Raw genomic sequence first — 14,472 nt, 5'->3', positions numbered from 1 at the left:
CTAACCCAAATTAATGCTTTGGACAAGCACTTTTAACGGCGTATGAAGAGTTGGCTAAAACTCGTTTCGATCACGGTCTTGCTGGCGGTTACCGCTGGTTCGGGATGGGCACAGAAAAGAACGCGCGGCATCGTGGTGGATTCGATGTCCATGTCGGCAATGCCGGGTGTGCAAGTGATGATCAAGCGAACCAAGCGGGGCACCATCACCGACGCCGCCGGCGTGTTTGTAGTGAACACCTTGCCCACGGACACCCTGGTGCTCACCTCCCTGGGCTACCGCACGATCACGCTGCCCCTGATCTTTGAAGAAGAGGACATCATGATCCGCATGAGCGAGCGCGTGAAGATCCTCAAGGAGATCACCATCACCGGCGCCCGCATCGGCGAGAACGACATCATCCGAACCCAGCACACCAAGCCCCAGAAAATGACCGTGCGCGATGCCTTCTCCAGTCCCTGGGAGTATTTTTCGAAAGGGCAAAAGGAGCGGCGCAAAGTGGTGAAGCTCATCAACGAGAACGACCGCATCAAAACCTACATTCAGATCGTGAACGACCAAACGCTGCGGGAGACCATCATGGAGGAGTTGAACATCACGGAAACCCAATACTACAGCACCCTGGCCCGGTTCAACCAGCAAAGCCGTGATGTGTTGTATTCGACCGATCCGGAAGAAATCATCATTTCGTTGAAATCTTTCTTTGCCCGGACGTATCATTAGCGAAAGCCCCGTCGTATAGACCTATAAATCCCTGCTCAATGAAAACCGCACCGTCCTGGGTGGACAGAACCCTGTATCCTTTTACCTCACACTGGCTGAAGGTAGAGGAAAACGAACTTCACTATATCGATGAAGGCCAGGGCGAAGTACTGCTCTTTGTCCATGGCACGCCGGAATGGTCATTCGGCTTTCGCGACCTGATCAAGTCCCTGCGCGATAGCTACCGTTGCGTAGCGGTCGACCTGTTGGGCTTCGGCTTGTCGGACAAGCCCCCGGGGGAATTCTATACGTGTGCAGCGCATAGCGGGCGGTTGGAGAAATTCATTCAGCAACTGGGGTTGAAAAACATCAATATCGTTGCCAATGATTTCGGGGGAAGCATCGCGATGAGCTACGCCTTGCAGCACCCGGACAACGTGAACCGGATCGTGCTCTTCAACACCTGGATGCGCTCACTGAAAGCGGAGCCGCACTACACGCGGCCGGCGCGCATCCTCCGCTCGATCGTTGGCAAATTTCTTTATCACACGTTGAACACGCCGGTGAACACCATCATGCCAGCCGCCTATGGCGACAAAAAGAAGCTCACCAAAAAGGTCCATCAGCACTATAAAGACGCCCTTCCAAAAGGTGACCGCAAAGGGCCCTACGCTTTTGCGTTAGAGATGAGCTATGCGCACGATTGGTGGCAACAGTTGTGGGACAACATGGATCGGTTTGACGCAAACCGTTTCCTCATCTTTTGGGGACTGAAAGATGCCTTTGTTCTCCCTGCCGAGCTGGCTCAATGGAAAACCAAGTTACCCGGCGCCACGTTCGTGGAGTTCGACGATGCCGGTCATTTTGTGCAGGAGGAAAAACCGCAGGAGATGGTGCGCGGGATCCGGGAGTTTGTGCGCTAGCCGTTATTTTTTGCTGGCGTTGAAAAGCTTTTCCTTTTCTTCTTTGGTCAGGCTTTCATAGCCACCGTCTGAGATCTTGTCGAGAATGGCGTCGATCTCGGCTTGAGAGATGGCCGAAGCCTTGTTGGATTTTTTACCCGATGAGGTTTCCTTCCGATAGGTCACTTTAACATTCCGCCGGGGCGCGAATAAATTTCTGACCCACTGTATGAAAAAAGTCACCCAGCTTCCCAGGTTATTACCGCGTTGTAATTGTTTGATATAGATAAATCCCATCAGCGCGCCGCCAAGGTGGGCAAGATTGCCGCCGGCGTTCGCTTGGGTGGTGCCCAGGAAAGAAACAATGACATAGAAGGCCGCGATATATTTTATGCGCACGGGCCCGATAAACATGAGGAAGAAAGTATAGTCGGGCAACAATGTGGCGGCTCCCACCACGATGGCATAGATGGCCGCAGAGGCGCCCACCATACCCGGAAAATCAAGGGACCGTTCTACGTAGAACGGCACGGTGTTAAACATGAAGAGGTACACCAAAGCGCCGGCCAGTCCTCCTAACACATACATGGCCACCAACTTGTCGCTGCCCAAATATTCGGCGAAGAGGCTACCAAACCAGTACAACGCCAGCATGTTGAACAGGATGTGGCTGATATCCCAACGGCTATGCGCAAACATATAGGTGACCAGCGTCCACGGGCGGGTAAGAAACTCCCCTAAAACAGGAGGTATGGAGAACTGGTTGTACACCGCATCGGCGAACCATTCGGTGCCCGTCCAATTGCCGACTACCGACATCACACCGATCACGAGAAAGATCACCACGTTGATGATGATCAACTGCACGTGTGCGTTGTTGTAGCGTTGAAAGGCGTGTTTAAAATCGTCAAACATAGTTCTCTACACGGGCGTATGTTAATTTCCTTGCCTGCGCCAGGCCGTGATAATGAAAAAGCCAAAGATCACTCCACCCAGGTGAGCAAAGTGAGCGGTGTTGCCGCTCGGGTCCATCAAAAAACTGAGCCCACCCAAAAGCAATACCAGGTACTTCGCCTTGATCGGTATGGGCGGGATGAGCAGTTGTATTTCCATATTCGGAAACAACATACCGAAGGCCGTCAACAAACCATAGATAGCGCCGGAAGCGCCCACCATGACGCCGAAGGATCCGATATGCAGAACCTGGCTTACAAAAATATTGAATATGCCTGCACCGACGCCGGTGATCAGGTAAAAAATAGTGAACCGTTTGGTGCCCCAATAGCTTTCCAGGATCGGCCCCATAAACGCGAGGGTCAGCATATTGAAAAAGATGTGGCTGATGCCGCCGTGCATAAACATATAGGTGAAAAGCTGGTAGGGCCGGAAACAATCCGTATGGGGGCCATAGAGCGAAAGGTAGGCGGAAATAATATCGACGGGATGCGAAAAGGGTCCGAAGCAACCTCCAATATCGACAAGAGGTGTCAGTTTGCCCGCCAGGAACGATCCTACAAAGATAAGAACGTTGATCATGATCAAATTCCGTACAACCGGGGTAAGTCTCAGCATAATAAAATGATTGGTCTTCGTCTATATAGTCTACCGAAAGTAAGCTTCTATTTTATTCAACTCAAAAATAAAAAATGTAGGTTTTCCATCCGGGGCATAGTTTGGGGTGGAGCATACAAATAAATTGTCGATCAGGGCCTGCATTTCCTCGCGCGCCAGCACTTGTCCTGCTTTCAGGGCTGCACGGCGGGCCAGGGCGCGGGCCAGGTTTTCCCGCAACGGCAGGGAAAGCTCGGCCTGGTTGATCTTGAATTGTTCGATGAGCCCCTCAAACAATTCCTTCTCCCGGCTGGCCGGAATATTACCGGGCACACCGTTTACCAGCAAGGTATTTTTGCCGAACACTTCGATCCGGAAGCCCAACGACTCGATTTCCTGTTGCATTTCCAGCACCAGCGCAAAATCGGCCGCAGGGAACGTAATGGCTTGGGGGAACAGGCTTTGCTGGCTTTGGGCCGATTTATTTTTTACCTGCGTCAGAAACTTCTCGTATAAGATCCGTTCGTGTGCTGCCTGCTGGTCTACGATCATCATGCCCGATTTCACCTGTTTAACGATATACCGGTTGTGAAGTTGGAAACATGTTTTTTGCTCCAGCGGTGTGTCGGCTTGTTGATTTAGGGCGCTCTCGAAACGCAGGGTTTGCACGGGTGTGGTGTCCGGCGGCACGTTCAGGCGCACGGCAGGCGCCTCGCCTTCGTACAGCCGCTCCCAGTTCTCACGGCTGCTGCGCGGCACGGCGCTGAAGCGCTCTTCGAAATAGGCTTCGCGCGTTTGGTTCGAGGCCTGCGATAACTTGGAGATAATGTTCACATCGGCATCAAAGTCGATGGCCGGTGTGAGGTTGTGGGCACCCAGTGCCTGGCGGGCGGCCGACAGCATCACCGTATAGACGGCCCGTTCGTCGTCGAACTTGATCTCGGTCTTGGTCGGATGCACGTTCACGTCGATGTGTTTCGGGTCGATCTCGATAAAGAGCACATAGAAGGGAAATGTATTCTCTGGCAACAAGCCGGCGTAGGCTCCCATGATGGCGTGATTCAGGTAGGCGCTGCGGATGAACCGTTTGTTGACAAACAAAAATTGTTCGCCGCGTTTCTTCTTTGCCCCATGGGGTTTACCCAGGTAGCCCGTGATCTTCACGAGCGGCGTCTCTTCCTGGCAGGCCGCCAGTTGTTCCTGGTAAGGCTTTCCAAAAATATTGACGATGCGTTGCCCCAGCTTCGCGGGATGCAGGTCATACTCCAAGGTGTCGGTCTCGATCAACTGGAAGCCCACCTCGGGATGGGCCAGGGCCAGGCGCTGAAATTCATCGACGATGTGTTGGTATTCGTTGGCGTTCGACTTCAGGAAATTGCGCCGCGCGGGGATGTTGAAGAAAAGATTTTTCACGCTGATGCTGGTGCCCGCCTCGCAGGCCACTGGCTCCTGGCGTTTCACATCCGATCCTTCGACCACGACCAGCGTGCCCAACTCCTGGTCGTGGAGACGCGTTTTCATTTCCATTTGCGACACCGCGGCCAGGGAGGCCAGGGCTTCACCACGGAAGCCCATGGTGTGGAGGGTGAACAGGTCTTCGGCCGAGCGGATCTTGGAGGTGGCGTGACGCTCCAGGCTCATGCGCGCGTCGGTCTCCGACATGCCTTTGCCATTGTCGATCACCTGCAGCAGGGTCTTGCCCGCTTCCTTGAGGATCAGTTTGATGTGGGTGGCATCGGCGTCGATAGAATTTTCCATCAGCTCTTTCACGGCCGAGGCGGGGCGCTGCACCACTTCACCTGCGGCGATCTGGTTGGCAATGGAATCCGGTAAAAGCTGAATGATATCAGGCATGCGATGAATATACGCTTAACAGGTCACAAAAATGTGTCATTCGATCTGCATTCTAAAGACAATTCTCGAAGAACATTCCGTTCCACAGCCCTGTTTTTATTTTATGCGCCGGGGGATAAGGAAAAAGGACACGGGTCGTTGATCCATTAACCGGACGATAGCGCGAGTTACCTCCGTTCGCTTATCTTCGAAGGGCAATATGTTTAAATACCCTTTCAATTCATTAATTTTATACTTTATACTTTGGAGGCTTCATTTTTTAAACTCTCAACATCAAACGAATGCTACAAAAAGTTTTCCTGAGCTTTCTGATCCTGGGCGGCATGTTCACGGCCGCATCGGCCCAATCGAAGAAGAACCACTGGGTCGACAGTGTATTCCACACCCTGAGCGTGGAGGAAAAAATTGGTCAATTGTTCATGGCCACGGTGCCACCCCACGCCACGAAAGACCAGCTGCGCGTCGTGGAGGACAACATCCGTAACCACGACATCGGTGGCATCATCTTCCAACAGGAAACGCCCCTGCACCAGGCCCGGGCCACCAATGTCTTTCAAGCCGCCTCGCAACTGCCCTTGTTCGTGGGCCAGGACGCCGAATGGGGTTTGGGACAGTCGGTCGACAGCACGCTAAGCTTCCCGAGACCGCTCATCATGGGTGCCATTCGCAACGACACGCTGGTGTACCAGGCCGGCAAGGAAGTGGCCAGCCAGATGAAGATGTTGGGGGTGAACCTCAACTTCGGACCCACCGCCGACATCAACAACAATCCTCAGGACCCCATGATCAGCTACCGTTCTTTTGGTGAAAACAAAGTGAACGTCGCCGGCAAAGCCACCGCTTTTATGCGGGGCATGCAAGACCACGGTGTGCTGGCCTGCGCCAAACACTTTACGGTGAAAGGTCTCACCGTGACGGATGTTCACAAAGATTTTCCCAGCATCAAGCCCACCATCGACTCGGTGCGCTCCTATCCCTATATCAAATTATTTGAAAACAACCTGGCCGGTGTGATGCCTGCCGCATCGACGTTCCCACTCTTCTACGAAAGTAAAAACCTCATCAAGAAAAATGCTTTCGATGCCGCCACGCTCTCGTTGTTCTTTACCGGCGAATGGCTGAAAGGGAAATTGAATTTTAGCGGTCTGGTGTTTGTCGATCTTCACCAGGTGAAAACGCTCACCGAAAAAGTGAGAGCCGGCGAAGCGGAGATGTTTGCCTTCCAGGCCGGCAACGACATCCTGATCGGTTCCCAGGAGATCGGCCCCGCCATCCGCAAAATAAAAAAGCTGTTGAAGTCGGGCGATGTTTATGAGACCCAACTGGACAACAGTGTGAAGAAGATCCTCGGTTTCAAATACGATGCCGGGCTGTCGAAACGCAAGCCCGTGAACCTCGACAACCTCGTGGCCCGCCTCAACGGTCCGGCCCCACGCCTGATGAATCAGAAATTGTATTCCGCGGCAATCACTGTCGTCAGCAATACGCAACGCACGTTACCCGTGAAAGTATTGGAGAACAAACGCTTTGCTTTTATCTCCAGCCATGCGGCCACACCGAACAAAGACTTTGTTTCCACGCTGAACAAATACGTGCACACCTCCTACTTCACGCTCGACGAAAAGAGCGACCTCATGGAGTTGTCGGATGGATTGCGCGGGCATGAGGTAATCATCGTCGGCATATTTCCACAGACGGCCCCGGCCGTGATCGAGCGGCTGAACACCCTATTGAAACAAAGCACGGCGGAGATCATCTATTGTGATTTCGGCAACGAAAGTTTCCTGCGATCGGCCAGCACGTTACCCACGGTGATCACGGCCTATACCAACACCCCGGAAACCCTCCGGGCCGTTCCGCAGATCATTTTCGGCGCGTTGCCTGCCCAGGGTGCACTGCCCATTGCCGCCTCTCCCCTGCTCCCGGAAGGAAGGGGTCAGGCGTTTGACGCCATTAAACGTCTCTCCTATTCCATCCCCGAAGACGCCGGCATGGAAAGCCGTTTGTTGCCCAAGATCGACAGCATTGTGAGAGATGCCATCAAGATGGGTGCCACGCCCGGATGCCAGGTGCTGGTGGCCCGCGGCGGCAAGGTGATCTATGACAAGTCGTTCGGCGCCCTCACCTACGATAATACCTCACCCGTAACCAGCGAAACCATTTATGATCTGGCGTCGCTCACCAAAGTTTCGGCCACGTTGCAGGCGGTGATGTTCATGTATGAGAAGGGCATGATCGACATTCATAAAAAAATCTCTTATTATTTGCCGGAGCTGAAGAACACCAACAAGAAAGACATCACCTTGCTGGAGATCCTGACCCACCAGGCAGGCCTCGCGCCGTTCATACCGATGTGGAACGAGACGGTGAAAGACACCACGTTCCTTCCTCTATATTATAGTCGCAAAAGAGACGAACATTATCCGCTGCAAGTTTCCGCTAATTTATTTGCGGCCACCAACATCCGTGATTCCGTGTGGTCGTGGATCTCAAAATCGAAACTGGTAGACAGGCCTGCGCGTACGCCTTATGGTTATAAATACAGCGACCTTGGTTTTCTCATGTTGCAACGCCTGGCCGAGCGGATGTTGAACCAACCGCTGGATGAGTTCCTCCACCAAAATTTATATGAACCGCTCGGCGCCTACACCACGGGTTACCTGCCCCTGAGCCGGTTCCCCCTTCAAACCATTGCCCCTACCGAAGATGACAAGATCTATCGCAAGACGCGCATCGCCGGCACCGTGCACGACGAGCGGGCGGCCATGATGGGAGGCGTGGCGGGCCATGCGGGGTTGTTCAGCAACGCCACCGACCTGGCCAAGCTGGGGCAGATGTTGTTGCAGATGGGCGAATATGGTGGCACCCGTTATTACCGGCGATCAACCGTTCAAACGTTTACCGCTAAACAATTTGACAAAAGCCGCCGAGGTTTAGGATGGGATAAGCCCGTGCAAAGCGACTGGAATAGCCCTACCTCCTTAAAGGCCTCCCCCCAAACCTTTGGACATACCGGTTTTACGGGCACGTGCATGTGGGTTGACCCCGAGTTCGACCTGGTCTATGTTTTTCTTTCCAATCGGGTATATCCCGACCGGAACAATAAACTAAACAACGCCAATATACGTTCTCGCATTCAAGACGTGGTATACGAATCCATTTTCAGCTACTGCGGCGATGTTCCGGAAGACGATGCGGAGGCCGACACATCGCTGGTGACCAGTCGCCGTTAAGGTTGCAATAAAACCAAGCAGGGGTTCGTCTCAAGGCTTAAGGCACACGTCCACACTTTTAACAATTAAATAACACACCCACACGCCAGGGACCCGTTATTCCGGGTACCCCCAACCTTAACGACACAACGAACCTAAACATGAATATTGGAATTGTCTGCTATCCCACCTTTGGCGGAAGCGGTGTAGTTGCCACCGAACTTGGAAAGGCACTGGCCCAAGAGGGTCATAAAGTTCACTTCATTACGTATTCACAACCTCCACGATTGGATTTTCTGAATGAGAATCTCTTCTATCATGAGGTTGATTTTCATTCTTACCCCCTTTTTGATTTTCCCCCTTACGAACTGGCCCTGGCCAGCAAGATGGTGAGCGTGGTGAAGAACGAAAAGCTGGACCTGTTGCATGTGCATTATGCCATCCCCCACGCCTCGGCGGCCTACATGGCCAAACAAATTTTAAAGACACACGGCATTGTGATTCCAGTGGTCACTACGTTGCACGGTACCGATATCACGCTGGTGGGCAAAGATGCTTCATACGAACCGGTGGTCACCTTCAGCATCAACGAGTCCGACGGTGTGACGGCCGTTTCGGAAGACCTTCGGCGGGAGACGTATCATTCGTTCAAGATCACCAACGACATCGAGGTGATCCCTAATTTTATTGACCTGGAGAAATTCAAGAAGCAAAAGAAAGATCACTTCAAAAAAGCCATTTGCCCCAACGGCGAGGTGCTGATCGTGCACACGTCAAACTTCCGCAAAGTGAAGCGCGTGGGCGATGTGATAAATATATTTGCCAACATTCACGCCGAAATCCCCGCCAAATTGTTAATGATCGGAGATGGTCCCGAACGCAGCAAGGCCGAAGCCCAGTGCCGCGAGTTGGAGATCAGCCAGGATGTCCGTTTCCTGGGCAAGTTGGAGGCCGTAGAGGAAGTGCTTTCCGTAGCCGATCTTTTCCTGATGCCTTCTGAAAAAGAGAGCTTTGGGTTGGCCGCGCTGGAAGCAATGGCGTGCGAGGTGCCGGTGATCTCGTCCGACACCGGGGGCTTGCCGGAACTTAACATTCAGGGCGTTACCGGGTTTATGAGCCCGGTGGGTGACGTGGAAGACATGACGCGCAAAGCGCTGTTTATTTTGGATAAGAATAACCTTCAGACGTTTAAGGACAATGCCCTGAAACGCGCCAAGGAATTTGATATCAGCCGGATCCTGCCGCTATATGAAGGTTATTATCAACGTGTAATGGAGAAAACTGCATCAAAAGCGGCACTGTAGCCGTATAAAACCTTGAGGAAAAAGATCAGTCATTAAACCCCATGACGCAATGTTAGCAGATGTAATGCCGCCTGAGATCAAACCAAAGAATCAAGGGACCAAGCAACTCTTCAAGAGCCCTGTTCTTGAAAAATTGTCCCGCACACACATCTCTGTTCCCTTGCTTATCTTTACGACGTTTGCTTGTGCTCTTTTATATTGGAGCATTACCCACACGTCTTTGTCTACCTTGCAAACAATCCTGATGTTTTTGCTGGGCGTGGTTTCGTTTTCGTGGGTGGAGTACACAGTGCACCGTCACGTGTTTCACATGGCCACGTACAATAAGTTGCGTGAAAAGGCCCAATACATCATGCACGGTGTTCACCATGAATTCCCAAAAGACAAAGACCGGCTGGCCATGCCGCCGTTGGTGAGCGTGACCATTTCCACGATCCTGCTATTGCTTTTCCGGTTGGTTCTGGGTGACCTCGCGTTTTCATTTTTGCCGGGATTCCTGGTGGGCTATGCGGCCTATCTTTCCATACACTATGTCGTGCACGCCTATCCTCCGCCGAAAAATGTGTTCCGCAAGCTTTGGATCAATCACAGCATGCACCACTATAAAAATGGAGATATTATTTTCGGTGTCTCGTCGCCGCTGTGGGATTATATCTATGGCACGATGAAAGAGAAGAAAAGCGCCACCTGAGCGGCATCCTCCATCCAATATCAAGCAAAAAGCCACCTTGGTTTCCCGCGGTGGCTTTTTTATAGCTCAGGTTAATGAGTGCTTTTTAGAGGCGCGTCTGCTTCGCCGTATTGGCTTTGGCTGGAGCTTTCGCGTAGGTCGGGCATGTGTACTCCGAACAGGCAGCCAGCATGACAGAAGCCGCCAAGATTAAAACAACTACTGACTTTCTCATAGGTATATTGGTTTGTTTGTCGACCAAAATTAACGTCCGTCGATAAAATCACAATTTTATTCTGAGGCAAATCCTTACATGGGACCTTAAAGTTTTTAGAAATTAACTTTTGAGGGCGAAACAGATTTCTCAAATTAATGGTTTAGTGTGATATATAGGCCCAAAACCCATGCTTGGATACCGATTTTCGAATTACACTCCCCCCGACGACAAGGATAAAAGCGATTTCCAGAAACTGCTGAAAGTTTTCATGCAGCTGATCCTCATCACCTCTGGCAACGTTTCCGAGGCCCTGCAGTGGCTTACGGAGGTGGACCGGCAATACGGGCTCACCAACGATCAGTACGGAATTGGCAATTTTATTGAGGATTTGAAGCGGGAAGGCTATATCACCGACGAAGGTCCTAAAGGGGAATTCAAGTTAAAGGCAAAAAGCGAACAAAACCTACGTCAGTCCGCCCTGGAGGAGATCTTTGGAAAGCTGAAAAAGACCAAATCCGGCGAACATAATACCCACCACAGTGGCCTGGGCGACGAGCAAACCACCGAACACCGCGACTACGAATTTGGCGACACGCTCGAGCAGATCTCGGCCACCGATTCGCTGCGCAACGCCCAAATCAACCACGGCCTCGACAATTTCTTCATGACCGAACAAGATTTGGAGGTGATGGAAAGCGAGTTCAAAACGCAAACGTCCACCGTGCTGATGATCGACATCTCGCACTCCATGATCTTATACGGCGAAGACCGCATCACACCCGCCAAGAAAGTGGCCATGGCCCTGGCTGAGCTCATCACCAAAAAATATCCGAAAGACACGCTCGATATTCTTGTGTTTGGCGACGACGCCTGGCAGATCGAAATCAAGGACTTGCCCTATTTGCAAGTGGGACCGTATCACACCAATACCGTGGCCGGCCTTGAACTGGCGATGGATATCCTGCGGAAAAGAAAAAACAACAACAAACAGATCTTCATGATCACGGATGGCAAACCCACGTGTATCAAGCAGGGTATAAAATATTATAAGAACGCTTTTGGATTGGATCAGAAGATCTTGAACAAGACTTTGAACCTTGCCGGGCAACTGCGCAAGTTGAAAGTTCCGGTCACTACTTTTATGATCGCTACCGATCCGTATCTGAAAGCCTTTGTGCGTGATTTTACAAAAGCCAACAACGGCAATGCTTATTACAGCAACCTGGAAGGCCTGGGCAACCTGGTGTTCGAGGATTTCAAGCGAAACAGAAGAAAGAATTTATAACCGGTCATTTCTCTCCCGATTTCCGGTTTCATTTTTTAAAAACATCAAACCACACGAATGGATCATTCAAAGATTAACACGCTGGGTCAGCTAAAGCAGGCCGGCTACGAACCCCGGTCGATCAAAGAAGAGTTGCGCGAAAACCTGATCGCGCGGCTTCGAAAAAAGGAAACGGTATTTGCGGGCATCTGGGGTTACGAAGAAACCGTGATCCCCGATCTCGAACGCGCCATCCTTGCCGGCCACGACATCAACCTGCTGGGCTTGCGTGGACAAGCCAAGACGCGCCTGGCCCGGCTCATGGTCCACTTGCTGGACGAGTATGTGCCCATCATCGAAGGCTCCGAATTGAACGACGATCCCTTGGCACCGTTCTCGCGCTATGGTAAAGACAAGGTGAAAGAGCTCGGCGACAACACGCCGGTGGCCTGGATGCATCGCGACGAACGCTATTCCGAAAAACTGGCCACGCCGGATGTTTCCATTGCCGACCTCATCGGTGATGTTGACCCGATCAAGGCCGCCACGCTCAAACTGCCTTACTCCGACGAACGCGTAATCCACTTCGGGTTGATCCCACGGTCGAACCGGAGCATTTTTGTGATCAATGAGTTGCCCGACTTGCAAGCCCGCATTCAAGTGGCGCTCTTCAATATTTTACAAGAGGGCGATATCCAGATCCGCGGCTTTAAGATCCGCATGCCTTTGGATATTCAGTTTGTGTTCACGGCCAACCCGGAAGACTACACCAACCGGGGTAGCATTGTTACGCCGCTCAAGGACCGCATCGACAGCCAGATCATTACACACTATCCGAAGACACTCGAGATCGGTAAACGCATTACACAACAAGAAGCCCGCTTGAAAGACATCCAGCGCCAAACGGTTTCGGTGAACGAGATCGCGAAGGACCTGGTGGAGCAGATCGCCTTCGAAGCGCGCAAGAGCGAATACGTGGATGCCAAGAGTGGTGTGTCGGCCCGACTCACCATCTCGGCCTATGAAAACCTGGTGGCCGCTGCCGAGCGGAGAAGCATCCTCAACAACGAGAAGAATGTGAACATCCGCATCTCCGATTTCATCGGTGTGGTCCCCGCCATCACCGGCAAAGTGGAGCTAGTGTATGAAGGCGAACAGGAAGGCCCGGGCATTGTGGCACAGAACCTGGTGGGCAAAGCCTTGCGCACACAATTCGTTCACTACTTCCCCGACCCCGATAAATTCCGAAAACAAAAAGAGAAGAGTCCGTATAAAAAAGTCGCCAACTGGTTTGGTGACGGCAACACCGTGGACCTGCTTCACGACAGCGGGCAGGCCGAGTTTGAACAAAAACTGAAGTCCATCCCAGGCCTGCTCGACCTGGTGAATGAGTTTCACAGGGATCAGGACACCGCATCGAAATTATTTTTGATGGAGTTTGCCTTGCATGGTCTGGCGGAGTACAGCCTGATCAGCAAACACAATCTAACCGCCGGGCTTCAGTTCAAGGACCTGCTGAGCAGTATGTTCACCCTGCCGCGACCCGGGCAAGACGAGGACGATGACGATGAAGCGTTGGGCGGAAAGTTTTAACGCCCAATTTTTTCTTCTGACCGGACATCGTGATGTATTTTCTTAACAGATTTTGTACTTTTAAGAAAGGTGTTTTTTTATGAGCATCGACGGTGAAAAATTAAAACTCATTGAGTGGATCCTCTCGCTGGAGGAAGGGGCCGCACTTGACCGGGTGAAAATGCTCATGAAAAATCAGAAGAATTTAGATTGGTGGGATAAGATCACAAAGGAAGAAAGAAGCGCGATCGAAAAGGGATGGGAAGAGTTGAAGGCAGGCAGGGTAAAATTTCACAGTCAGGCCAGGAAGTTGTATGCGAAGTGGCTGTGAAATCCAGTGATCGTATGCCGTTCTCCTGATGAATTGAATTCGATAACACAATGCCCGGCAAAGCATTTGCCTGAAGCGTCCTGACCGTATAAACTCCGATGGCCTTTCGGTTATGGTTTCTTCTCCGTTTTTATTCTATCACAAAGAAGCCAGACACATTCATAGATAGCCCATGAACAAGCCGCAGGAATCCGTATCCTTTCAACCCCGGCAGGTTCAGCTTCTGCAGCAGCTTGTCCGGAAAGGTGAAGGTGCTGCCCTGGAGTTCAAGCGCAAGGCCTCTAACCCCGAAAAGATCGCGCGTGAAATGATCGCCTTTGCCAACACGGAAGGCGGCACGCTGCTGGTGGGCATCGGCGACGACGGCACCATCCCAGGGCTGAAATATCCTGAAGACGACGTGCATGTTATTAAGGAGATCCTGAAGCGCGTACGTCCCGCCCTCGCGCTTACCGAAACACTGATCCCACTCGGCAACCAGCGCACCGTCATTCAATACGACATCGCCAAAAGCGAGCGCCGGCCCCACTACTTCCTTGGCGACAACCAGGCAAAGGAATCGTTCGTGCGGGTGGACGACAAGAGCATCAAGGCAAGCCGCGAAGTGCGGGAGATCATCCGGCGCCGGCAACGCCAAAAGGACATCGGGTTCCGGTATGGCGATCACGAACAGTTCCTGATCAAATACCTCGACGAGCACAAGCGCATCACCCTCAAAGAGTTCATGGTGCTCACGGGACTGAAGCGGTTCTATGCTTCCAAAAAATTAGTGCTCTTGGTTTTGGCTGACGTGCTGCGGGTGTCGCCGCACGAACGGGGCGATGTCTACTCGATTGCGTTCGGGAAAGTTTCATAAAAACTTTTCTCAAAAGTTACACGCTTTTCATTTCCAT

General features: G+C 51.9%; 12 protein-coding genes. 9 read left to right on the top strand and 3 right to left on the bottom strand.

Going from position 1 to position 14,472, the window contains the following annotated elements; translation table 11 throughout:
- Positions 1-42: 42 nt before the first annotated feature.
- Both D4L85_RS12505 and D4L85_RS12500 read left to right on the top strand, forming a co-directional pair.
- Positions 43-723, top strand: a complete 681-nt coding sequence (locus D4L85_RS12505) for a carboxypeptidase-like regulatory domain-containing protein (RefSeq protein WP_119754619.1) — start codon at positions 43-45, stop codon at positions 721-723.
- Positions 724-761: 38 nt separating this feature from the next.
- On the top strand, positions 762-1,625 hold the full coding sequence (locus D4L85_RS12500) for an alpha/beta fold hydrolase (protein WP_119754618.1): 864 nt from the start codon (positions 762-764) through the stop codon (positions 1,623-1,625).
- Between the two features lie 3 nt (positions 1,626-1,628).
- On the opposite strand, the gene D4L85_RS12495 is transcribed toward D4L85_RS12500, so the two are convergent.
- The 3 genes from D4L85_RS12495 to mutL are packed head-to-tail and all read right to left on the bottom strand — an operon-like array spanning position 1,629 to position 5,009.
- Positions 1,629-2,519: a rhomboid family protein gene (locus D4L85_RS12495; protein WP_119754617.1), complete on the bottom strand. Its 891-nt coding sequence runs from the start codon at positions 2,517-2,519 to the stop codon at positions 1,629-1,631.
- Positions 2,520-2,540: 21 nt separating this feature from the next.
- Positions 2,541-3,176 (bottom strand): rhomboid family intramembrane serine protease, encoded by a 636-nt coding sequence (locus D4L85_RS12490; RefSeq protein WP_119754616.1) that lies wholly within the window; start codon positions 3,174-3,176, stop codon positions 2,541-2,543.
- Between the two features lie 30 nt (positions 3,177-3,206).
- Entirely contained in the window at positions 3,207-5,009 is a 1,803-nt protein-coding gene (gene mutL, locus D4L85_RS12485) for a DNA mismatch repair endonuclease MutL (RefSeq protein ID WP_119754615.1), read from the bottom strand.
- Between the two features lie 281 nt (positions 5,010-5,290).
- Between mutL and D4L85_RS12480 the strand changes: the two genes are divergently transcribed.
- The 7 genes from D4L85_RS12480 to D4L85_RS12450 all read left to right on the top strand — a co-directional run bounded on the left by D4L85_RS12480 (position 5,291) and on the right by D4L85_RS12450 (position 14,435).
- Positions 5,291-8,242: a glycoside hydrolase family 3 N-terminal domain-containing protein gene (locus D4L85_RS12480; protein ID WP_119754614.1), complete on the top strand. Its 2,952-nt coding sequence runs from the start codon at positions 5,291-5,293 to the stop codon at positions 8,240-8,242.
- Positions 8,243-8,382: 140 nt separating this feature from the next.
- Positions 8,383-9,525: an N-acetyl-alpha-D-glucosaminyl L-malate synthase BshA gene (gene bshA, locus D4L85_RS12475; RefSeq protein WP_119754613.1), complete on the top strand. Its 1,143-nt coding sequence runs from the start codon at positions 8,383-8,385 to the stop codon at positions 9,523-9,525.
- A 49-nt stretch (positions 9,526-9,574) separates the two neighbouring features.
- Positions 9,575-10,216 (top strand): sterol desaturase family protein, encoded by a 642-nt coding sequence (locus tag D4L85_RS12470; protein ID WP_228450869.1) that lies wholly within the window; start codon positions 9,575-9,577, stop codon positions 10,214-10,216.
- Positions 10,217-10,599: 383 nt separating this feature from the next.
- Positions 10,600-11,697, top strand: a complete 1,098-nt coding sequence (locus D4L85_RS12465; protein WP_073133659.1) for a vWA domain-containing protein — start codon at positions 10,600-10,602, stop codon at positions 11,695-11,697.
- Between the two features lie 57 nt (positions 11,698-11,754).
- Positions 11,755-13,269 carry a magnesium chelatase gene (locus D4L85_RS12460; protein WP_119754610.1) on the top strand — a complete coding sequence of 505 codons (1,515 nt, stop codon included), beginning with the start codon at positions 11,755-11,757 and terminating at the stop codon, positions 13,267-13,269.
- Positions 13,270-13,348: 79 nt separating this feature from the next.
- Positions 13,349-13,579 carry a hypothetical protein gene (locus D4L85_RS12455; RefSeq protein WP_119754609.1) on the top strand — a complete coding sequence of 77 codons (231 nt, stop codon included), beginning with the start codon at positions 13,349-13,351 and terminating at the stop codon, positions 13,577-13,579.
- Positions 13,580-13,751: 172 nt separating this feature from the next.
- The gene (locus D4L85_RS12450) at positions 13,752-14,435 is read left to right on the top strand and encodes an AlbA family DNA-binding domain-containing protein (protein ID WP_119754608.1); all 684 of its coding nucleotides are present in this window, start codon (positions 13,752-13,754) and stop codon (positions 14,433-14,435) included.
- Positions 14,436-14,472 lie beyond the last annotated feature (37 nt).

The organism is Chryseolinea soli, assembly GCF_003589925.1.
GTDB lineage: Bacteria > Bacteroidota > Bacteroidia > Cytophagales > Cyclobacteriaceae > Chryseolinea > Chryseolinea soli.
This window is presented reverse-complemented; position numbering and strand designations above follow the sequence as displayed.

Coding starts and splice junctions, on each gene's coding strand:
- D4L85_RS12465 (WP_073133659.1), top strand. CDS start 10,600: ATGCTTGGATACCGATTTTCGAATTACACTCCCCCCGACGACAAGGAT.
- mutL (WP_119754615.1), bottom strand. CDS start 5,009: ATGCCTGATATCATTCAGCTTTTACCGGATTCCATTGCCAACCAGATC.
- D4L85_RS12480 (WP_119754614.1), top strand. CDS start 5,291: ATGCTACAAAAAGTTTTCCTGAGCTTTCTGATCCTGGGCGGCATGTTC.
- bshA (WP_119754613.1), top strand. CDS start 8,383: ATGAATATTGGAATTGTCTGCTATCCCACCTTTGGCGGAAGCGGTGTA.
- D4L85_RS12455 (WP_119754609.1), top strand. CDS start 13,349: ATGAGCATCGACGGTGAAAAATTAAAACTCATTGAGTGGATCCTCTCG.
- D4L85_RS12450 (WP_119754608.1), top strand. CDS start 13,752: ATGAACAAGCCGCAGGAATCCGTATCCTTTCAACCCCGGCAGGTTCAG.
- D4L85_RS12500 (WP_119754618.1), top strand. CDS start 762: ATGAAAACCGCACCGTCCTGGGTGGACAGAACCCTGTATCCTTTTACC.
- D4L85_RS12490 (WP_119754616.1), bottom strand. CDS start 3,176: ATGCTGAGACTTACCCCGGTTGTACGGAATTTGATCATGATCAACGTT.
- D4L85_RS12495 (WP_119754617.1), bottom strand. CDS start 2,519: ATGTTTGACGATTTTAAACACGCCTTTCAACGCTACAACAACGCACAC.
- D4L85_RS12460 (WP_119754610.1), top strand. CDS start 11,755: ATGGATCATTCAAAGATTAACACGCTGGGTCAGCTAAAGCAGGCCGGC.
- D4L85_RS12505 (WP_119754619.1), top strand. CDS start 43: ATGAAGAGTTGGCTAAAACTCGTTTCGATCACGGTCTTGCTGGCGGTT.
- D4L85_RS12470 (WP_228450869.1), top strand. CDS start 9,575: ATGTTAGCAGATGTAATGCCGCCTGAGATCAAACCAAAGAATCAAGGG.